Raw genomic sequence first — 15,996 nt, forward strand, 5'->3', positions numbered from 1 at the left:
CGACCTTTCTGGTATAATCAGGCAACTGCACGGCCGGGGAGAACGGCAATCGTGCTGGCAGCATCTGCAACATCCGGCTGGGAAGACCGGGATTTCGGATAAGCGGGACGAATTTCATTCGCCCAATCGGTAAATTCGGAGAAAGCCGAACTCCATGTGCGGTGAGCAGCGGAGGCGAGCGCACCTTCAGCGGTTCGCATCAGGGCTTCGCGATCCTGCGCAAGAATGGTCAGAATGCGCGTCATGTCGGAGACGATCTGCGCATCGTTGCCATTGCGGATGAGAATGCCATCGCGGCCATGATTGATCAGCTCATCGACAGCACCAACCGCCGTCGCAACCGCACGCAGCCAAGCTGCTGTGCTTCGGCAATCATCAGCGGCGCACCTTCCCAGCGCGATGGCATCAAGAGAACATCGGCCCATGCGAGATGGTTCGCAATGTCCTTGCCGTCAAAGACTGGTGGCGAGACTTTCACACCCGCATCCTTCAGGCGCGTCATCCAAGAGGCACTTGGATCGTCGGAGAGGATTTCGCCGCCAATTGCCTGCGCTTCGAAGGGAATACCCTGCTCTTTCAGCTTGACGATTGCATCATGCAGCCTGTCGATACCCTTTTGGCGATCGAGACGCCCCATATAGAGCATTCGCATCGGTTCGCCCTTGCGGCCTTGCTTGCGCGCTGCGGTGACTTGCGCACGCAGTTTTGTATCGATTGAAAAACTAGCTCCGTTTGGCACGGAGAACACTTTTTCATACGGCACGCCAAAGCTGTGCAGATAGATTTTCAATTGATCCGAACAGGTCAGAAATGCATCATAGGCATGTTCAAAGGCAATCGCGGCATAGGGCTGCCCCGCCTGACGGCGGAAGACCGTTTCATCCACCACATGCAGATAGCAGGCCGTGCGCGTGCCTTCAGAGCGAAGTTTACCCATCAACGGATGCGCCGCCATGACGTGATTGTTCACGACAAGGTCGAATCCTGAAAGCTGGCCACGCAGGATGCCCCAATCAAGCGGATGATCGTCGGTGATAAAATCCTGCCCCAAGAAGCGATTTGTGTCTCCCCAGGCGGGAATGCCATCCTTCCAGAAATGCAGGTAGTCGAAGGACTGGTCGAACTCGTCCAGCACATCCATCCGCTCATTGCCAAGCACGAAGAGGTGGGTTTCAAATCCTTGGTTTTTCAACTCACGCCCGGCGGCATAAGCAACCTTCTCCGCCCCGCCGAACGAGGCATTCGGCACCAGAACGGCAGCCGTTTTCTTCCTTGCTGCATTATGCGCAAGTGGCAGCACCGGCCCGCCACCAAGTTCATTGCGCAGCACCTGATACATTTCAGAAAGTGCGGGCAGGCGACGCGGACGCCATGTCCAGCGCATGGCCGCACTTTGCTTGAGCGGGCTGGTCGCAATCGACGTCACCAGATTGAGCATCGATTGTTCAGGCCGTGACAAGGCCCGGCGCTGACGCACACGCGGGAACGGGAAACGCACTTTCATCCGCGCCGATGTGGGCCACAATTGCTGCGTGCCCAATGATGCGAACCAATCCAGCGCATCGTTTTCGATGATGTCCTTGATCAGTTTCGTCGAGACGAAAATCAGATCAGCGTGCGGCTGGCGCGTGCCGGAAGGCATGATCTCAGTATCGATGCGCCGCTCGTCTTCGACATTGGTGAGTTCCACAAAGACGATATTGGCCTGTTCAGAAAGCTTTTCGAGCCGCGACAGGATATTCGGCAACAGTCGTGAACGCGCCAGAAGTTTCAATGTCTCTGTATTCGAAGAGGCTAGAAACGGCGGAAAGTGAAAATTGTCCGGTTCGGACACACTGCCCCAGAAGGCGCGAATGGCATCATCAAATTTAAGATCTGAGGTGCCAAGGCTGAGGTCGGTGAAAAGGCTGACCGTCCCCTCGCCTGCGCGGATCACGCCATAGCGCGGACATTCTTCATGCTCGAAACCCACAAGCGTCGGGCGACGGAACAGCGCCTTGTGCCGCTTGCGCAGGAAACTGATTGAGCCGGAGCGATCACGATTGGCTTCCTTGAAACGGCTCTCCGCGCGCAGGCGATACTCGAAGCCGGTATCGTGGCAAGGCGCACCGACAAAGCCTGCCTCAATGGCGGACAGCCAGAACTCCCAGTCTTCAAAGCCATTTTGACGATCATCATCAAAACGGACACCGCTGCGGAAAACCTCCGCAGAAATCATTGATCCGGTATCGCAGATATTATCAGTGATGCAGTGGATCAGGCGCGAATAGCTGTCGCCATAATGAGCGCGCCAGTTGACCGAAAAGGTATCGATATTGGTGTAAACCCAGCCCGCATTCGACGCCAAAAGCTTGCGATAGAGCGTATCGATGGTGTGGGGCTGTACCCGGTTGTCGGCATCAACGAAATAAACCGCTTTAACATCCGGCATCTCTTCGAGAATATAGTCGACAGCACGATTGCGCGCCCCGCCGGGCCCTGCATTCTCGCCGAAGATGATGTGAATGTTTGGATGAGCCGCCGCATAAAGCGTCAGGCTATCAAACACTTCGCGGCGCGGATCACCATCGACGGACACCACGATCTGCGTGCGGAAAACCGTTTCTGACGCGAGAACGGTTTCCAGCGCTTCGAGAGCCAGCGCCGCATGACCATAGAGTGGCATGGCGACAACGATCAAATCTTTCGACCTATCGTACATTCGCGGCCTCTTTGGTTATTTCCTGACTGGGGCGCGCCTCAATGTGCTTGACCAGCCGGAAGTTGAACACTTTGAGCCAGGAAAAATCCACGGAACCTGCTGCGGCTTTGCTCAGGACGACGAGATCCATCGTGCGGTCGATCGGTTCCTCAAGCATGAAGTTGATGTCGATCGGACGATTGGGTGCAACTTCCGACCAGCCGCTGAACAACACCTGTTGGCGGCGGCGGTCGAGGCTGGAAATCGCATCGATTTCTTCCTTCACATCCGACGCCAGATTGACCAGCAGCAGTCCCACTGCGCAGGGCTGGCCTTCGGGATGATCGATCACAGCCCGCGCTGAAACTCGAACTGTGCCCGGCGCGACCACACGACGGATTGCAGCTGCGGTGACCCCCTCCTCAAGCGGATGGCAGCCGATGGCATCTTCATGTTCAAGAAACCGCACAGTCGGAAAGTCGGGCGTAATAGGTGTGACGGACACGTTGGCCACGTTACGCAGCAATTCAACGGGCAGACGGTAATCATCAACCCTGCGGCCATTGATCAGCGCAGTCGGTACAATGGCATTCGGCAGCGATGCCGGACGGACGCCCGGCAGGCCTGTGAAAATCCGCAATGCCAGAGGGCGCATGTCAAGATCAGCATGTGGAATACGCGCACGCGCCGCATAACGCTCATTGGCGATCACATTGCCCAACGACAATTCTGGTGGAACCCCGCCCGAAGCTGAGATGCGCAGACGCAATGTCCGATGGCTGCCATCGCACGCCTTCGGAAGCGAGAAGAAGTTCCACTCCGAATGCAGCGCACCGTAAGGCACCAGCCATTCGGCGATCCCTTCACCGTTTTCAAGATAGTCCAGCGTAACGATCAGCTGGCCATTGCGATTAGCAGGCAACTCACGGAAATGCAGGGCAAAACCGGAAACGGCATAGCTCGAAACCGGGAAAAGCTGTTCGATCTCCGATTCGCGCAGCAGACGCGCAAAGCCTTCGTCCTTCGGGTCGACCAGAGGGGCATGGCTGAAGATTTCCGTTGAGGAATCCCAGTTGCGAGCGTGAAACGCGTCTTCAATCGCCCGGTAATTCTCAAACATTGTCTCACGCTCGCGACGCAGCATGGCGAGCTCGGTGTGAACCTTGCTGACGTGGCCTACAAGGCGATCCAAACTGCTCTCAAGCAGTTGGGTGACCAGCAGGGGAACGGTTTCCGCCGTCGCATCGTCGATTCGCACAACGGGAAGTTCCGGAATGGTGCTCAGACGATAAACCTGTTGCAGAACCGTCTTCAGTTCGTCCTCGCCCTCTTGCGAAGCAGCAATCGCGATGAGCGGAAATGTATTCGCCAGCCGAAGACGTTTTCCATCCCCTTCAACAAAAGTGGTCAGCCCGCCCAGAGACGTCGCTTCCAGCGCTTCACGATCACGCATCGAAGCAATGGCATATCGGCGGGATTTCCGCGCCGAGATCGCAGGAAGTGGTGTGCTCAACATAATCATCCATTGTGTGATGGCCGACTTGGGAGTCTCGGCCTGCACTTGCAATGAGAAAATACAGTCAATGTATTGTCAACAGCCTTATAGCATCAACTATATGATAATATTGCGAATATTTGGAACAACTTTAATTCAAAATTTGAAACAATGTGCATATATATTGCGTTTACGTCGTAAACACGCAGAAATACGGCATTTTATATTTCATTATCACTGTTTGCACGCCCGATTGTCGCCACATACTGACTATCTCCCGTTCAATACTGCATCGATCAAGGTTTTTTGCTGCTGTAAACAATCCGACAGCCTGAACCGATTTTCGACTGTCCGGCGTGCGGCTGCACGCATCTGGAGGCATGCATCGGGATCGCGAAGGACATTCATGATCACTTCCGCCAACACATCCGAGTCAAAAAACGGCACGAGCAGCCCGTTTTGACCTGAGCGGATCACTTCCCGAACAGGCGGCGTGTCCGAACCGATGATAAGCGCGCCGCAGGCCATCGCTTCCACCACCGACCAGGACAGGACAAACGGATATGTCAGATAAATATGTGCGGTGGATATCTGGTAGAGCTTACGGAGTTGGGCGTGCGGAATTGTACCAGGAAATACGATGCGATCCGGCGGCAGATCCAAATTCTTGACCAGATGCTCGCGCCACGATCCGCCACCGGGCGGTGGCGTTCCATAGCTGACACCATCACCGCCGACAAACACGAAGATCGCATCATCGTTCTGCCGAACGACCTTGGCAGCGGCTTCGAGCGCTTGCGGAAATCCACGATAGGGTTCGAGATCGCGTGCGACGAATGTAATCACGCGCGATTCTCCTGCCTTCAGCGTGCGTCCATCGGGTAGCTGAATCGTGGCGTGACGGTCTGGATAGAAGAGTTTTGTATCCACCCCTTCGTGCACCACGGCGATGCGATTCTGCACGGAACGCGGGTAGAGGCTTTTCTGCCAGTGTGTCGGGCTAAACCCACCATCGATTCCTTCAAGGGTGACGAGCTGGGCCATGTTGCGCAAACGCAGACGCTTGCGAGTTTCGATGTCTGGTCGGTCGCCGGGCGCAAATCCTACATCCGCACCATTGGCGCGATAGAAGAACTCGCAATAACCAAGAGCTGGTGCTGACGGCAGCACGTCCTTGACGAACATCAAGCTGCCCCAACCAATATGACCGATGACGATATCGGGCGCCTGGCCTTGATGAGCCATGGATTCCAGGGTTTCGGCCACACGGTACCCGATCCTCGTATGATGATCGGGTACTTCGAGATATCTGGCCATCGCACCGCCGGTGCGAGGACCAGATTCCACTCTGTGGCGGATGACGCGGACCGCTGGGAGGCGACGGTCCACTGTCTCGCAGATCAGGCTTACATCATGTCCGCTGGTAGCCAGACTTTCGGCTAAAGCAGCAAACTGGCCGAAACCGCGCCTGTGCACAAATGCTATACGCATGTTACGAAACGTGCTCGGCTAGTGGCCGAAAAAGCGTCGCAACACATCAAATGCCAAATCGTGCGGCGTTACCCCACACGAGTTCCAGTCTGTGCAGAGTCTGATAGGCGATCTCGAGATTTCTGAGATCGTCATCATCGCGAGTGAGGATATGGTTGTAGGCCCGGCTTGCATTCCGCAAGCTTGCACACAGCCGCTCACCCTTGTCCGTCAGGCGGATACGGGCAGACCGTTTGTCCCTCTGCGAGGCGACACGATCAACATACCCACCATCGGTAAGCTGTTTAAGATAATAGGAAATGTTGGAACCGACGTAATGTCCGCGATCCAGTAATTCACCCACAGTGAGCTCGACATCGCCGATAGCCATCAGAACCAGGGTCTGGGCCGGGCCGATATCTTCCACGCCCAACTTCGTCAGCTCGGTTTTCAGCAAGCTCACAAAGCGGCGGTTTACTCGTTCTATCATCCGGGCCAGTTCGAAATGCGTGATAACGACTGTATGGACCGGATGTCTGCGTTCCTGTTTTTCGGCGGTAACTTCAGGAAAATCAACGGCAGTAAAGCCATCGACTGATGTTTCGACTTCCACTCCCTCGTGTAGAAGTTTTTGCATCTTTTGCTCTCCATTTTCAATTTTACTTCAAATTTTGAAGAAATTTGCAGTTATATTTTCTTTGCTCCTTTCGCATTTCCCCGCCGTAAGAACCTTTTTTCTGTCACATTCTCTGCAGTATTACTTTACTGATCTTGAGAACTAGCACACAGTTTTTAGGGATATCCGCCACCTGTGACCATTCCAAGGCAGATAGCGTATGAATGATACTCGCGAATTCAAATCGATTGGCAAGAGCCCTGCGCACAAAAAGAGGCAGGACGATTCGGTAACTACGCCCAAAGGCCTGATTTTCAAGGCCCGCCGCGTTTTCCTGTCGGGACTACTTTATGCAGTGCTGCTGAGCGCCTGTATCAATTTGCTACAACTCACTGTACCTCTCTATATGTTGCAGGTTCATGATAGGGTGCTGAACAGCCGAAGCATGGACACGCTCACCATGCTGACCGTACTCGCCATTGGTGCGATGCTGGTGTTCGGCGTGCTGGAATATATCCGCTCGCTTTCCTTCCAGGCCATGGGCAGCGCGCTCGTGCGCCGCCTGAACCTAGCTGTTCTGACAGCAGCGGTGCAGGCCTCTGTGAATCAGGGGATGCCGAAAGCGACGCAGACGTTGCGCGATCTCAACGAGTTGCGCAGTTTCCTTACATCCCCGGCCATCAATGCCCCGCTCGATGCGGCATGGTCGCCGATTTTCCTCGGCGTTCTGTTCCTGCTTCACCCGATGTTGGGCGTGATCGGTCTCGTCGCCGTCATCATTCTGGTGGCGTGTGGTCTGCTCACCGACCTTTTGACCCGAAATCTGATTCAGGAGGCGAATCAAGCTAACATCGAAGCGGTTTCCAAAATCGGCAGCAGCTTGCGCCACGCCGAAGTCATCGAAGCCATGGGCATGCTTCCAGCGCTCGCTCGTCGATGGCGAACGATGCAGGTTCAGGCGCTGGAAGTACTCGATCTTGGTGGAACACGCGCCCGTGCCCTATCCTCGATTGCCCGCACGGCACGTTTCATCATCCAGATTGGATCGCTCGGTATCGGCACGCTGCTTGCCATGCAGCAGGAAATCACTCCCGGCGCCATGATCGCAACCAGCATCATCATCGGTCGTTTGCTGATGCCGTTCGATCGAATCGTTGAAAACTGGCGCCAGTGGGTCAGCGCAATTGCCAGCTGGAAACGCGTTCAGTCATTGCTTTCGGAAAATCTGGCCGTTCGCCAGACCATGCCAACACCGCGACCCAACGGCGATCTCGTGATCGACAAGCTGATCTATGCAGCGCCGGGCGTCGACGTTCCGATCATCAAGGGCATCTCCTTCTCGATTTCGCCAGGTGAAGTGCTGGGCGTCGTCGGTCCTTCGGCTGCTGGTAAATCAACGCTGGCCCGACTGTTGATCGGTATCGTCAAACCCACGTCAGGCGGCGTTTTCCTCGACGGCAATAACGTTTATCTCTGGGAACGTGGCTCTTTCGGTGAGATTGCCGGCTATCTGCCGCAGTCGGTCTCACTTCTTGATGGAACCATCAAGGACAACATCGCCCGCATGGGTGACAGCGACCCGCATCGCGTGCTGGAAGCCGCGCGCCTTGCCGATGTGCACGAGATGATCGGACGCATGCCGCTCGGCTATGACACGCCGGTCGGCGACGGTCGCCTCACCCTCTCTGGCGGTCAGCGCCAGAGAATCGGGCTCGCCCGCTGCCTCTACAACCGCCCCCGCCTGATCGTTCTCGATGAGCCGAATTCAAATCTCGACGCCGTCGGCGAACGTGCGCTGATCCGAGCCGTCGAACATGCCCGCGACGATGGCGCCATTGTCATCATGATCGCACATCGGCCATCTATCATGCAGGTCGCCGACAAGCTGCTGGTGCTCGAAAACGGGCGGATTTCACAGTTCGGTCCGCGCACCGATGTCGTCGCATCACTGACACCTGCCAATAACGGCCCGCAAATGGGAGCAGCAAACGCATGATGGGTAAATCAGTCATTTCTCGTCGTGTCTCCAGCCTGCTCGCGCCGCGAGCAGAATCATCGGATCACAAAACTCTCACCCGTTTCGGCAGTGTCAAACCTGAATGGGCGCTTGATCTGGAACGAGAGGATTCAAGATCACCGCTGCGCGGTCTCATCATTGCAGGCCTCGCCACAATCGGTGTCGCTTTCGGCGGATTCTTCGCCTGGGCTTATTCCGCCAATCTGGGAAGTGCGGCAGTCGCAATGGGCACGGTGATTGTCGATTCCAAACGCAAGACAATCAGCCATCTCGAAGGTGGCATTCTTGATCGTCTGCTCGTGCAGGAAGGCGACATAGTCAAGGTCGGCCAGCCCCTGCTCCGGCTTGACGACACCAAGGCACGCTCCGATCTCCAATCTCTGGAGAGCAGGCGCATCGGCCTGATCGCAAAACTGGCCCGCCTGCGCGCCGAGCAATCCGGTGAAAAAGAAATCAGTTTTCCGGAAGGTTTCGCCGATGGCGGCGAGAATGCACAGAACGCCATTCGCGCCGAAAACATCTTCTTCCAGAAACGACTTGCGCAGAAACTGAGCAAGATCGACATCCAGCAGAAGACCATTGAGCAATATACTGAACAGGCCAAGGCCTCCACATCGCAGATAGCGGCAACCGACCGACAGATCGAGCTTATCAGCGAACAGCGCAAGGCGATTGCCAGCCTTGTTGAAAAAGGCTTTGCCCAGAAATCGAAACTCACGGAAATCGATACACGCCTCAGCCAGCTTGCGGGCGACCGCGGTGAATATGCCGGTGACAAGGCGAAAGCCGAACAGGCAAAAGCTGGTGCAGAGTTCGCCCTGACAGGGATCGAAAGCGATCTCCAGTCGGAGATCGCAGGCGAAATCACCTCCAGTCAGGTCGAGCTTTCCGATGTGCAGGAACGTATCGTTGCCGCGAAGGACGTGATGCGTCGCGTGGAAGTTCGCTCGCCGCAGGATGGTATTGTCGCGAATATCCGGCTGCGAACACCGGGCGGCGTCATCGCACCGGGCGAGGCGATCATGGATATCGTTCCTGAGAACGAACCTTTGGTCGTTGAAATGAAGATCAGCCCGCGTGATATCGACAGCATATCGGTTGGCGCAGGCGCACAGATCCGGTTAACTGCCTACAATCAGCGCTCAATGGCGCCGCTAGACGGCAAACTGACCTATATTGCCGCCGATCAATCACTCGATGAAAAGACAGATACCGCATTTTTCGTCGCGCGAGCCGAAATTACTCCGGCGTCACTTGCCGCAAATCCGACTGCCCGACTTTATCCTGGCATGCCCGCCGAGATAATCATCGTGCACAAGGAGCGTCGCGCCATCGATTACTTGGTCTCACCTATCACTGATAGTTTGAACCGGGCATTCCGTGAAGATTAATGATCAGATAATTTCAAAGTAAAAACTCGAATCATAGGTTGAAATTCCGAAAAGAAGGGACGCCGCGCATGACATTTCATGCGCGGCGTCATCTCATTGAAATATTTTCATTTTTCTTTTCATCACTCAGATATTTCAAATTTAGAACTATTTTCTCTGTAAATACAACTTAAATAGAAATTATAATTACTATAAATATCATTCATATTTTTGTTTACATAACTGCAATATAAATTAATGGTAATAATTTGTTACTTATCGTTGCCAAATTTATACCAATTACCAATGTTGCAATTCCAGTTAATGCAGAGCAGACTACTAAGAGCATAATGGTCGGAGCATTCCGGCTTGTGGAAACCCCATACAGGAACACAAGGAGAAGCAGATGGCCACTTTAGAAGGCGGCGCCTACGACGACGTGTTGTTCGGCTCCCGCTTTGACGATTTCATCCGCGCCCATGGCGGTGATGATCTCGTATTCGGAGGCGATGGTAACGACACTGTCTTCGGCGGTAACGGGAGTGACATCCTTTTCGGCGGCACGGGTAACGACACCCTGTTCGGCGAAAACGGGAACGACATTCTCTTCGGTAATGAAGGAAACGACGTCCTGAGCGGCGGCAATGGCAGCGACGTGCTGTATGGCGGCAATGGAGATGACATTCTCCAGGGCGGCAACGGCTCCGACCTGCTCTTTGGCGGCGCGCATAATGACATTCTCTATGGTGGGAATGGCAGCGACATCCTCGATGGCGGTGCCGGAAACGACGTTCTCATCGGCGGAAATGGCAGCGATACATTCCTGTTCAATGGTGGCGGCGGAAACGACGTCATTCTCGACTTCAATCCCGGCGAAGACATTCTGCAAATTCAGAAGGGTATCAATGGCCTTGATATCGCTTCCGCAGACGATCTTGCCGATCGTGTCACGCAGGTTGGTGGCAATGTCGTTGTCGATCTCGGCAATGGCGATTCCGTTACCCTCGTGAACACCAATGCAGACGATGTACAGGCTCATCCCGACCAGTACTTCACTGTTCACTGATTGAACAATTGAGAGCGTGCCCGGCAATCCTCCCGTCGGGCACGTTTCGTCTTTACCGGGCACGCATCTTCCCTAACTTTTGCTTGCCCGGAACTTCCTGCAAGCCGAACTTTCCTGCAAGAATGAAAGGGCCTCACATTGAACCTCGATCATTCGGCGGACACTGAAAGCAAAACCGAGAACCTCTCTATTTGCCGTCTTTGCGCCGATGTCGCTGTGGTCATCTGGGATATCCCAGGCCCGGCTCGCACAACCACCAAATGCACATTTGAAATGGCGGCCCAACCGGTTCCGTTATTGAGCGTTGGCATTCCGCTCGAGAATGGCGGCCTACGCATGTTTTGGGCCATGCGCACGGGTAAAGAACCCGTCGAACTTTCGCTCTCCGCAGGCTCTCTCGGCCCTACGGCTCAGGCTATCGTGTATCCTACTAATGAGCTTGCTCCCTTTGACGTCGAGTATGTCGTGAGCGACCTCACCTTACCCGGCCACATCAAGCTTCTGACCAATATTCTGACCACGTGGCGCAGCACTTTCCGGCTGTCGCGAAACCAGACTTTCGCATCCCTCGTGCGTGACCTGACTTTCGCATTGACGCCGGAACCGCGCGAGGCCCAGCATTGCGGCGAACCGGTTCAGGGACATCACCTTCTTGAAACCGCAGTCGACCCGATGCTGGGCGAGATTTCGGCCATTTATGGCATCACACCCGGCAGCGTCACGGTTATTCCGCCACGATTTGTGGTGGGCAGGCAGGCTCGCAATGCCTGGCAGCCATGCCATTTTCTGCTGGAAGCAGCGCAAGACCTGCCGTCATCGCTGCTGCTGGTGTTCACCGGCCAGAAAGGCGTTGCCGTTCGCAAGCTTGCGGCAACGACCGGTGAACAAACAGATTTCGCCAAATGGTGGACCAAATGGCAGGGCAATGGTGCTTTGCGGGAATTTCTTGTTCGCCAGCTCGGCAAACTAAGCCCTTCCGGTGCTGCGGTCGCCATCGACCTGCAAACGCGCACTCCGCTCCCCGTTCGTCAGATCGCACAATCTGCCACCCATCCGGCAGCGGAAATCGATCTCGCATTGGCGCTCGATGGCGGACTGATTGTTGGCGGATGGATGCATGACCCCGCCGCCATGCTTACCGATATCGAATATATTCCCGAAAACGGAAGCGCACTGTCGTTGAAGCCGAACTTTCACAAGTTTCCAGCCAAAATTGCCAAGCGGGAAGATACGCCACAGCAGGACGTGACGGGCTTTGTAGCCTGGCTTCCTTCGGTGCAGAATCTTGGGCCGCTCTTGCAGCCGCGGTTCCAGATGCGTCTCGCGTCCGGCACCACCGCGCCCCTCGTCCCCGCACCGCAACCCTTCGAGCCATCGGCGCAGCGTAATCGCATCTTGCGGTCCGTGCCGCCGCAGCAAGCAAGGCCTCACGTCTTCTCGCATATTCTGGGACCAGCTCTCACCGAAGTTGAGAAGAAGCTCGCCGCAACGGTGCGGATATCCGAAGTGAAGGATTACGGAACAACGCCCGCCTCCGCACTCGCATCCATCGTTATTCCACTCTACCGCAACCTGGATTTTCTGCGTTTCCAGTTCTCGTCGATGGCGACGGACCCTTGGCTGATGGAGAATGCAGAGTTCATTTTCGTGCTGGATTCTCCTGAAATTCAGGACGACACCGAGCATATGCTGGGCGGCTTGCACATTCTGCACGACATGCCATTCAAGCTCGCCATCATGAACCGCAATGGTGGTTATGCGCGTGCCTGCAATGCAGGCGCCAGCATTGCGACTGGAGCGACTATCGTGATGCTGAATTCCGACGTCGTTCCTGCGGAAAATGGCTGGCTGCAGCAGCTGATCCAGCCTCTGTTCGATCAGCCCAAGCTCGGAGCAATCGGCCCTCGCCTTCTTTTCGAGGATGGCTCGCTTCAACATGCGGGGCTTTATTTTGCCCGCGACCGTCAGGGTGTCTGGCTGAACCACCATTATTACAAGGGTATGCCGGGCAACTATCCGCCTGCGCTTCGTTCGAGGGAGGTGCCGGGGGTTACCGGTGCGTGTCTGATAACACGCAAGGATATCTTCGATCTCGTCGGCGGCTTTACGGAAGACTATGTCATCGGCGACTACGAGGACAGCGATCTCTGCCTGAAGATCAGGCAACTTGGCTTCCAGATATTCTATGAACCCGCCGTAGCACTTTACCATTTCGAGCGCCGTTCGATCCGCCGCAGCACGGATTACATGCGCGGCCTCGCCAGCCAATATAATTCCTGGCTCCACACACAGCGCTGGGATGATGACATTACCGAATTGATGGTCCTGCCCCAGGAACAGGAAGGCGCTGCCGACCTGTCCAATGTGATCATGACCAAATCTGAAAGGAGCGCCGCTTGACGGACGTGGTAGCGCTGAAACAGCCAGAATTTGAAGCCAAACCAGCAATACCGGATGCGCAGACCGATTGGCTGATGCAGTCTGTTTTGAAGAACCGCTTTTTGCCCTCCCCCGACCCGAACAGCGTGTTCGTCGGCGACGGGGATTATCGTGCAGTCGGCGCCGAATTTCTCGGTCATTTCATTCGCAAGGGCGGGCTTCGACCCGACGCCCGTGTGCTCGATATCGGTTCGGGTATCGGTCGCATGGCAGTGCCGCTGACGCAATACCTCGACTCGGCAAAAGCCCGCTATTCCGGGATTGATCCCGTGGCAGGCGGCGTGAACTGGTGTCGCCAGAACATCACATCGCGTTATCCGAACTTCGAGTTCCGACACATCGATATTGCCCACGATCTCTATAACCCAAAAGGGGCGGTCAACGGGCTCAATCTCGTCCTGCCTTTCGCGGACAAGAGCTTCGACTTCATCATCATGACATCGGTGGTCACGCATCTGACGTCAGACGAGGTCAAGACCTATCTCGACCAGATTTCTCGCGTCCTCGTTCCCGGTGGAAAATTATTCATGACGGCCTTCGTCGTGGACGATGTGGCCGCGCGCGACCGCCTTGGCAAACGGGACAAACGACTTGCATTTGAACGCCATGGCAACGGACCGTGCTGGTTCGTACCGGAATTGCCGCCGCTTGCGGCGGTCGGGTTTGAAAACGGCTTTCTGGATCGTGCGCTTGCCGGCGCGAAACTGACACTAGAGACAAGATCCTTCGGTCACTGGCGCGGCATCGAAGCGGATCACTATCAGGATCTTTTCATCGCCTCGCGAGGTGCTGCCTGATGGCCCAGCGTGTGCTCATAGCAGCCCATAACCATCCATCTCTGCACCCCGGCGGAACTGAAATTTTCGCACATGATCTTTTCCGCGCCTATCAGCGCGCCGGTTGCGAAGCCATGTTCATGGGTGCTACCAACAAGGTGCATCGTGAGGCTCGTCCCGGTACGAGCTTTCAGAGCATCGGTAATGGCGGCGATGAAATCCTGCTCTGGTCCGGTCATTTCGACCGGTTCTACATGAGCCAGATCGACCTTTACGGGATCGTTCCCGACATTGTCGAACTACTGAAGGATTTCCGGCCTGATGTCGTCCATCTGCACCATCTGCTTTTGCTCGGCGCCGAATTCCCGCATATCGTGCGCCGAACTTTACCGGATTGCCGCATCATTCTGACTTTGCACGACTATTACCCCATCTGTCACCATGATGGCCTGATGGTTCGCACCACTGGAAAGGAACTGTGTCATGAGGCCGGTCCTGACCGCTGCCATGCCTGTTTCAAGGACATCGCGCTTGATAAATTCGTACTGCGTGAACGGCATATCAAATCGCTCCTCAGCGCAGTCGATGCATTCGTCTCACCGAGTGAGTTTCTGAAACAACGCTATGTCGAATGGGGACTTGCGGAAGAGCTGATCAGCGTCATTCCCAATGGCCAACCGGAACGCCCCGCAGCCGAAACGCGGCAGGTCGAGCGCAACAAACCGGTCTTCGGCTATTTCGGCAATCTCAATCCGTGGAAGGGCGCAACGGTCCTGCTTGAAGCAGCACAGCAGCTTATTTCCGAGGGTTTCGATTTCGAATTGCGCGTGCATGGTGCAGCGCCATTTCAAAGCGAAAGCTTTGTCAGCGAAATCGACCGGCTCTTTGCCGAGACATCGCCGTTTGTCCAGCGTCGGGGTGCTTATCGTCGTGAGGACATTGCCCAGCTGATCCGGTCCGTCGACTGCGCCATCATGCCGTCGATCTGGTGGGAAAATGCTCCGCTCGTCATTCAGGAAGCACAGGGACAAAACCGTCCTGTCATATGCAGCAATATCGGCGGAATGGCCGAAATGATTGAGAATGAGGTCAATGGCCTTACCGTTCCGCCAAATGATCCGCTCGCGCTCGCCCAGGCGATGCGTCGAATGGCGGAAAACCCGGACTTGCGCCAGTCGCTCAGCGAGAATGCGCGTCATCCGGACACCATCGACACGACCGCCGCACGCTACCTCGATCTGATCGGGACATTGCGTATCGCGCGTGTCGAGGCAGCATAAGAGGTAAATCATGAACATCGCGACCAAAGTTCCATCCGAGGGGGAAACCAAACATGCAGCGGCACCCAATGCCGCTGCCGCGCCTCAAAGGACCGAAGCCATGAAAGGACGCGTTGATGCCATCGAGGAAGGCCGTCTCTATGGCTGGGCCTTCGATCCATCCGTTCCGACAGAACGGCTTCTGATCCGCGTTTTGCTGGACGACAAGCCTATTGCTGAAGCACCCGCCGACAAGGATCGTCCTGATCTGAAGCGCAACGGTATCGGCGATGGCAAGCACGCTTTTGAGGTGATGCTGCCGCAGTTTGCCGCTGCTCGGGCTGGCGAACTCGTTGTCGTCGCCGCCAATGCGTCTGGCGCGGAGCAGAAGCTACGCGTACCGAAGCCCGACGAACAGGCGGCCGAAGCGCTTATCGCCGCGCCGATGACGCGCATTCTGGACAAGCTCGACATGCTGATGGCAGCGCAGCGCCAGTTGCAAGTCAATCAGCGTTCGCTGCAACGCGTCGCGCCTACCCTTGATGCATCCGGCAATGCCGCCCCGGCAGAACTGCTCGACATTGCAAGTTCCGTCGACGGCTTGCGAACCGATCTCCATCAGCGCATGACCGAACTTGACGTGCACATCATGCGCATGGACGGCGTTGTTGCAGGATTGGAACAGCGTCTGGATGACGTGCGCAAGCGCAGCGGCGGCGACCTCAAGTTCCTGATCTTGCTGGCTGCCGTCTTGACGGGTTTTGTCGCAGGCGCATTGCTGACCCTTGCGGTCATGCCCTGAGGAAAA

Annotated in this window: 10 protein-coding genes and 1 pseudogene; 7 read left to right on the forward strand and 4 right to left on the reverse strand. The window is 55.7% G+C overall.

Annotated features, from left to right (window positions below; genetic code table 11):
* Positions 1–17: 17 nt before the first annotated feature.
* The 4 genes and pseudogenes from LJ361_RS06990 to LJ361_RS07005 form a co-directional block, all read right to left on the reverse strand.
* A pseudogene (locus tag LJ361_RS06990) lies at positions 18–2,701 on the reverse strand (glycosyltransferase).
* On the reverse strand, positions 2,691–4,196 hold the full coding sequence (locus LJ361_RS06995) for a DUF6212 domain-containing protein (protein ID WP_151665355.1): 1,506 nt from the start codon (positions 4,194–4,196) through the stop codon (positions 2,691–2,693). Before LJ361_RS06995 ends, LJ361_RS06990 begins: the two are co-directional and overlap by 11 nt.
* A 249-nt stretch (positions 4,197–4,445) precedes the next feature.
* Positions 4,446–5,666 (reverse strand): glycosyltransferase family 4 protein, encoded by a 1,221-nt coding sequence (locus LJ361_RS07000; RefSeq protein ID WP_264813089.1) that lies wholly within the window; start codon positions 5,664–5,666, stop codon positions 4,446–4,448.
* A 46-nt stretch (positions 5,667–5,712) separates the two neighbouring features.
* The gene (locus tag LJ361_RS07005; RefSeq protein ID WP_010658636.1) at positions 5,713–6,282 is read right to left on the reverse strand and encodes a MarR family winged helix-turn-helix transcriptional regulator; all 570 of its coding nucleotides are present in this window, start codon (positions 6,280–6,282) and stop codon (positions 5,713–5,715) included.
* 199 nt (positions 6,283–6,481) lie between these two features.
* Here LJ361_RS07005 and LJ361_RS07010 point away from each other — a divergent pair, with 199 nt between their 5' ends.
* From LJ361_RS07010 to LJ361_RS07040, 7 genes are all read left to right on the forward strand, one after another.
* Complete coding sequence (locus LJ361_RS07010; RefSeq protein ID WP_264813090.1) at positions 6,482–8,257, forward strand: type I secretion system permease/ATPase; 1,776 nt, start codon at positions 6,482–6,484, stop codon at positions 8,255–8,257.
* Complete coding sequence (locus LJ361_RS07015; protein WP_010658634.1) at positions 8,254–9,669, forward strand: HlyD family type I secretion periplasmic adaptor subunit; 1,416 nt, start codon at positions 8,254–8,256, stop codon at positions 9,667–9,669. Before LJ361_RS07010 ends, LJ361_RS07015 begins: the two co-directional genes overlap by 4 nt.
* Before the next feature lie 385 nt (positions 9,670–10,054).
* Positions 10,055–10,714 carry a calcium-binding protein gene (locus LJ361_RS07020; protein WP_010658633.1) on the forward strand — a complete coding sequence of 220 codons (660 nt, stop codon included), beginning with the start codon at positions 10,055–10,057 and terminating at the stop codon, positions 10,712–10,714.
* A gap of 138 nt (positions 10,715–10,852) precedes the next feature.
* Entirely contained in the window at positions 10,853–13,114 is a 2,262-nt protein-coding gene (locus tag LJ361_RS07025; protein WP_151615613.1) for a glycosyltransferase family 2 protein, read from the forward strand.
* Positions 13,111–13,950 carry a class I SAM-dependent methyltransferase gene (locus tag LJ361_RS07030; protein WP_264813091.1) on the forward strand — a complete coding sequence of 280 codons (840 nt, stop codon included), beginning with the start codon at positions 13,111–13,113 and terminating at the stop codon, positions 13,948–13,950. The genes LJ361_RS07025 and LJ361_RS07030 overlap by 4 nt, the downstream gene beginning before the upstream one ends.
* A complete protein-coding gene (locus tag LJ361_RS07035) occupies positions 13,950–15,209 on the forward strand; it encodes a glycosyltransferase family 4 protein (protein ID WP_264813092.1) in 1,260 nt (419 codons plus the stop codon). The genes LJ361_RS07030 and LJ361_RS07035 overlap by 1 nt, the downstream gene beginning before the upstream one ends.
* Before the next feature lie 10 nt (positions 15,210–15,219).
* Positions 15,220–15,990, forward strand: a complete 771-nt coding sequence (locus tag LJ361_RS07040) for a hypothetical protein (protein ID WP_151615612.1) — start codon at positions 15,220–15,222, stop codon at positions 15,988–15,990.
* Positions 15,991–15,996: the final 6 nt, after the last annotated feature.

The organism is Brucella sp. JSBI001, assembly GCF_026014005.1.
GTDB lineage: Bacteria > Pseudomonadota > Alphaproteobacteria > Rhizobiales > Rhizobiaceae > Brucella > Brucella anthropi.

What these genes read in the sequence shown, in the direction of transcription:
- LJ361_RS07015 (WP_010658634.1), top strand. Translation starts at nt 8,254, where the DNA reads ATGATGGGTAAATCAGTCATTTCTCGTCGTGTCTCCAGCCTGCTCGCG.
- LJ361_RS07000 (WP_264813089.1), bottom strand. Translation starts at nt 5,666, where the DNA reads ATGCGTATAGCATTTGTGCACAGGCGCGGTTTCGGCCAGTTTGCTGCT.
- LJ361_RS07035 (WP_264813092.1), top strand. Translation starts at nt 13,950, where the DNA reads ATGGCCCAGCGTGTGCTCATAGCAGCCCATAACCATCCATCTCTGCAC.
- LJ361_RS07020 (WP_010658633.1), top strand. Translation starts at nt 10,055, where the DNA reads ATGGCCACTTTAGAAGGCGGCGCCTACGACGACGTGTTGTTCGGCTCC.
- LJ361_RS06995 (WP_151665355.1), bottom strand. Translation starts at nt 4,196, where the DNA reads ATGTTGAGCACACCACTTCCTGCGATCTCGGCGCGGAAATCCCGCCGA.
- LJ361_RS07005 (WP_010658636.1), bottom strand. Translation starts at nt 6,282, where the DNA reads ATGCAAAAACTTCTACACGAGGGAGTGGAAGTCGAAACATCAGTCGAT.
- LJ361_RS07010 (WP_264813090.1), top strand. Translation starts at nt 6,482, where the DNA reads ATGAATGATACTCGCGAATTCAAATCGATTGGCAAGAGCCCTGCGCAC.
- LJ361_RS07040 (WP_151615612.1), top strand. Translation starts at nt 15,220, where the DNA reads ATGAACATCGCGACCAAAGTTCCATCCGAGGGGGAAACCAAACATGCA.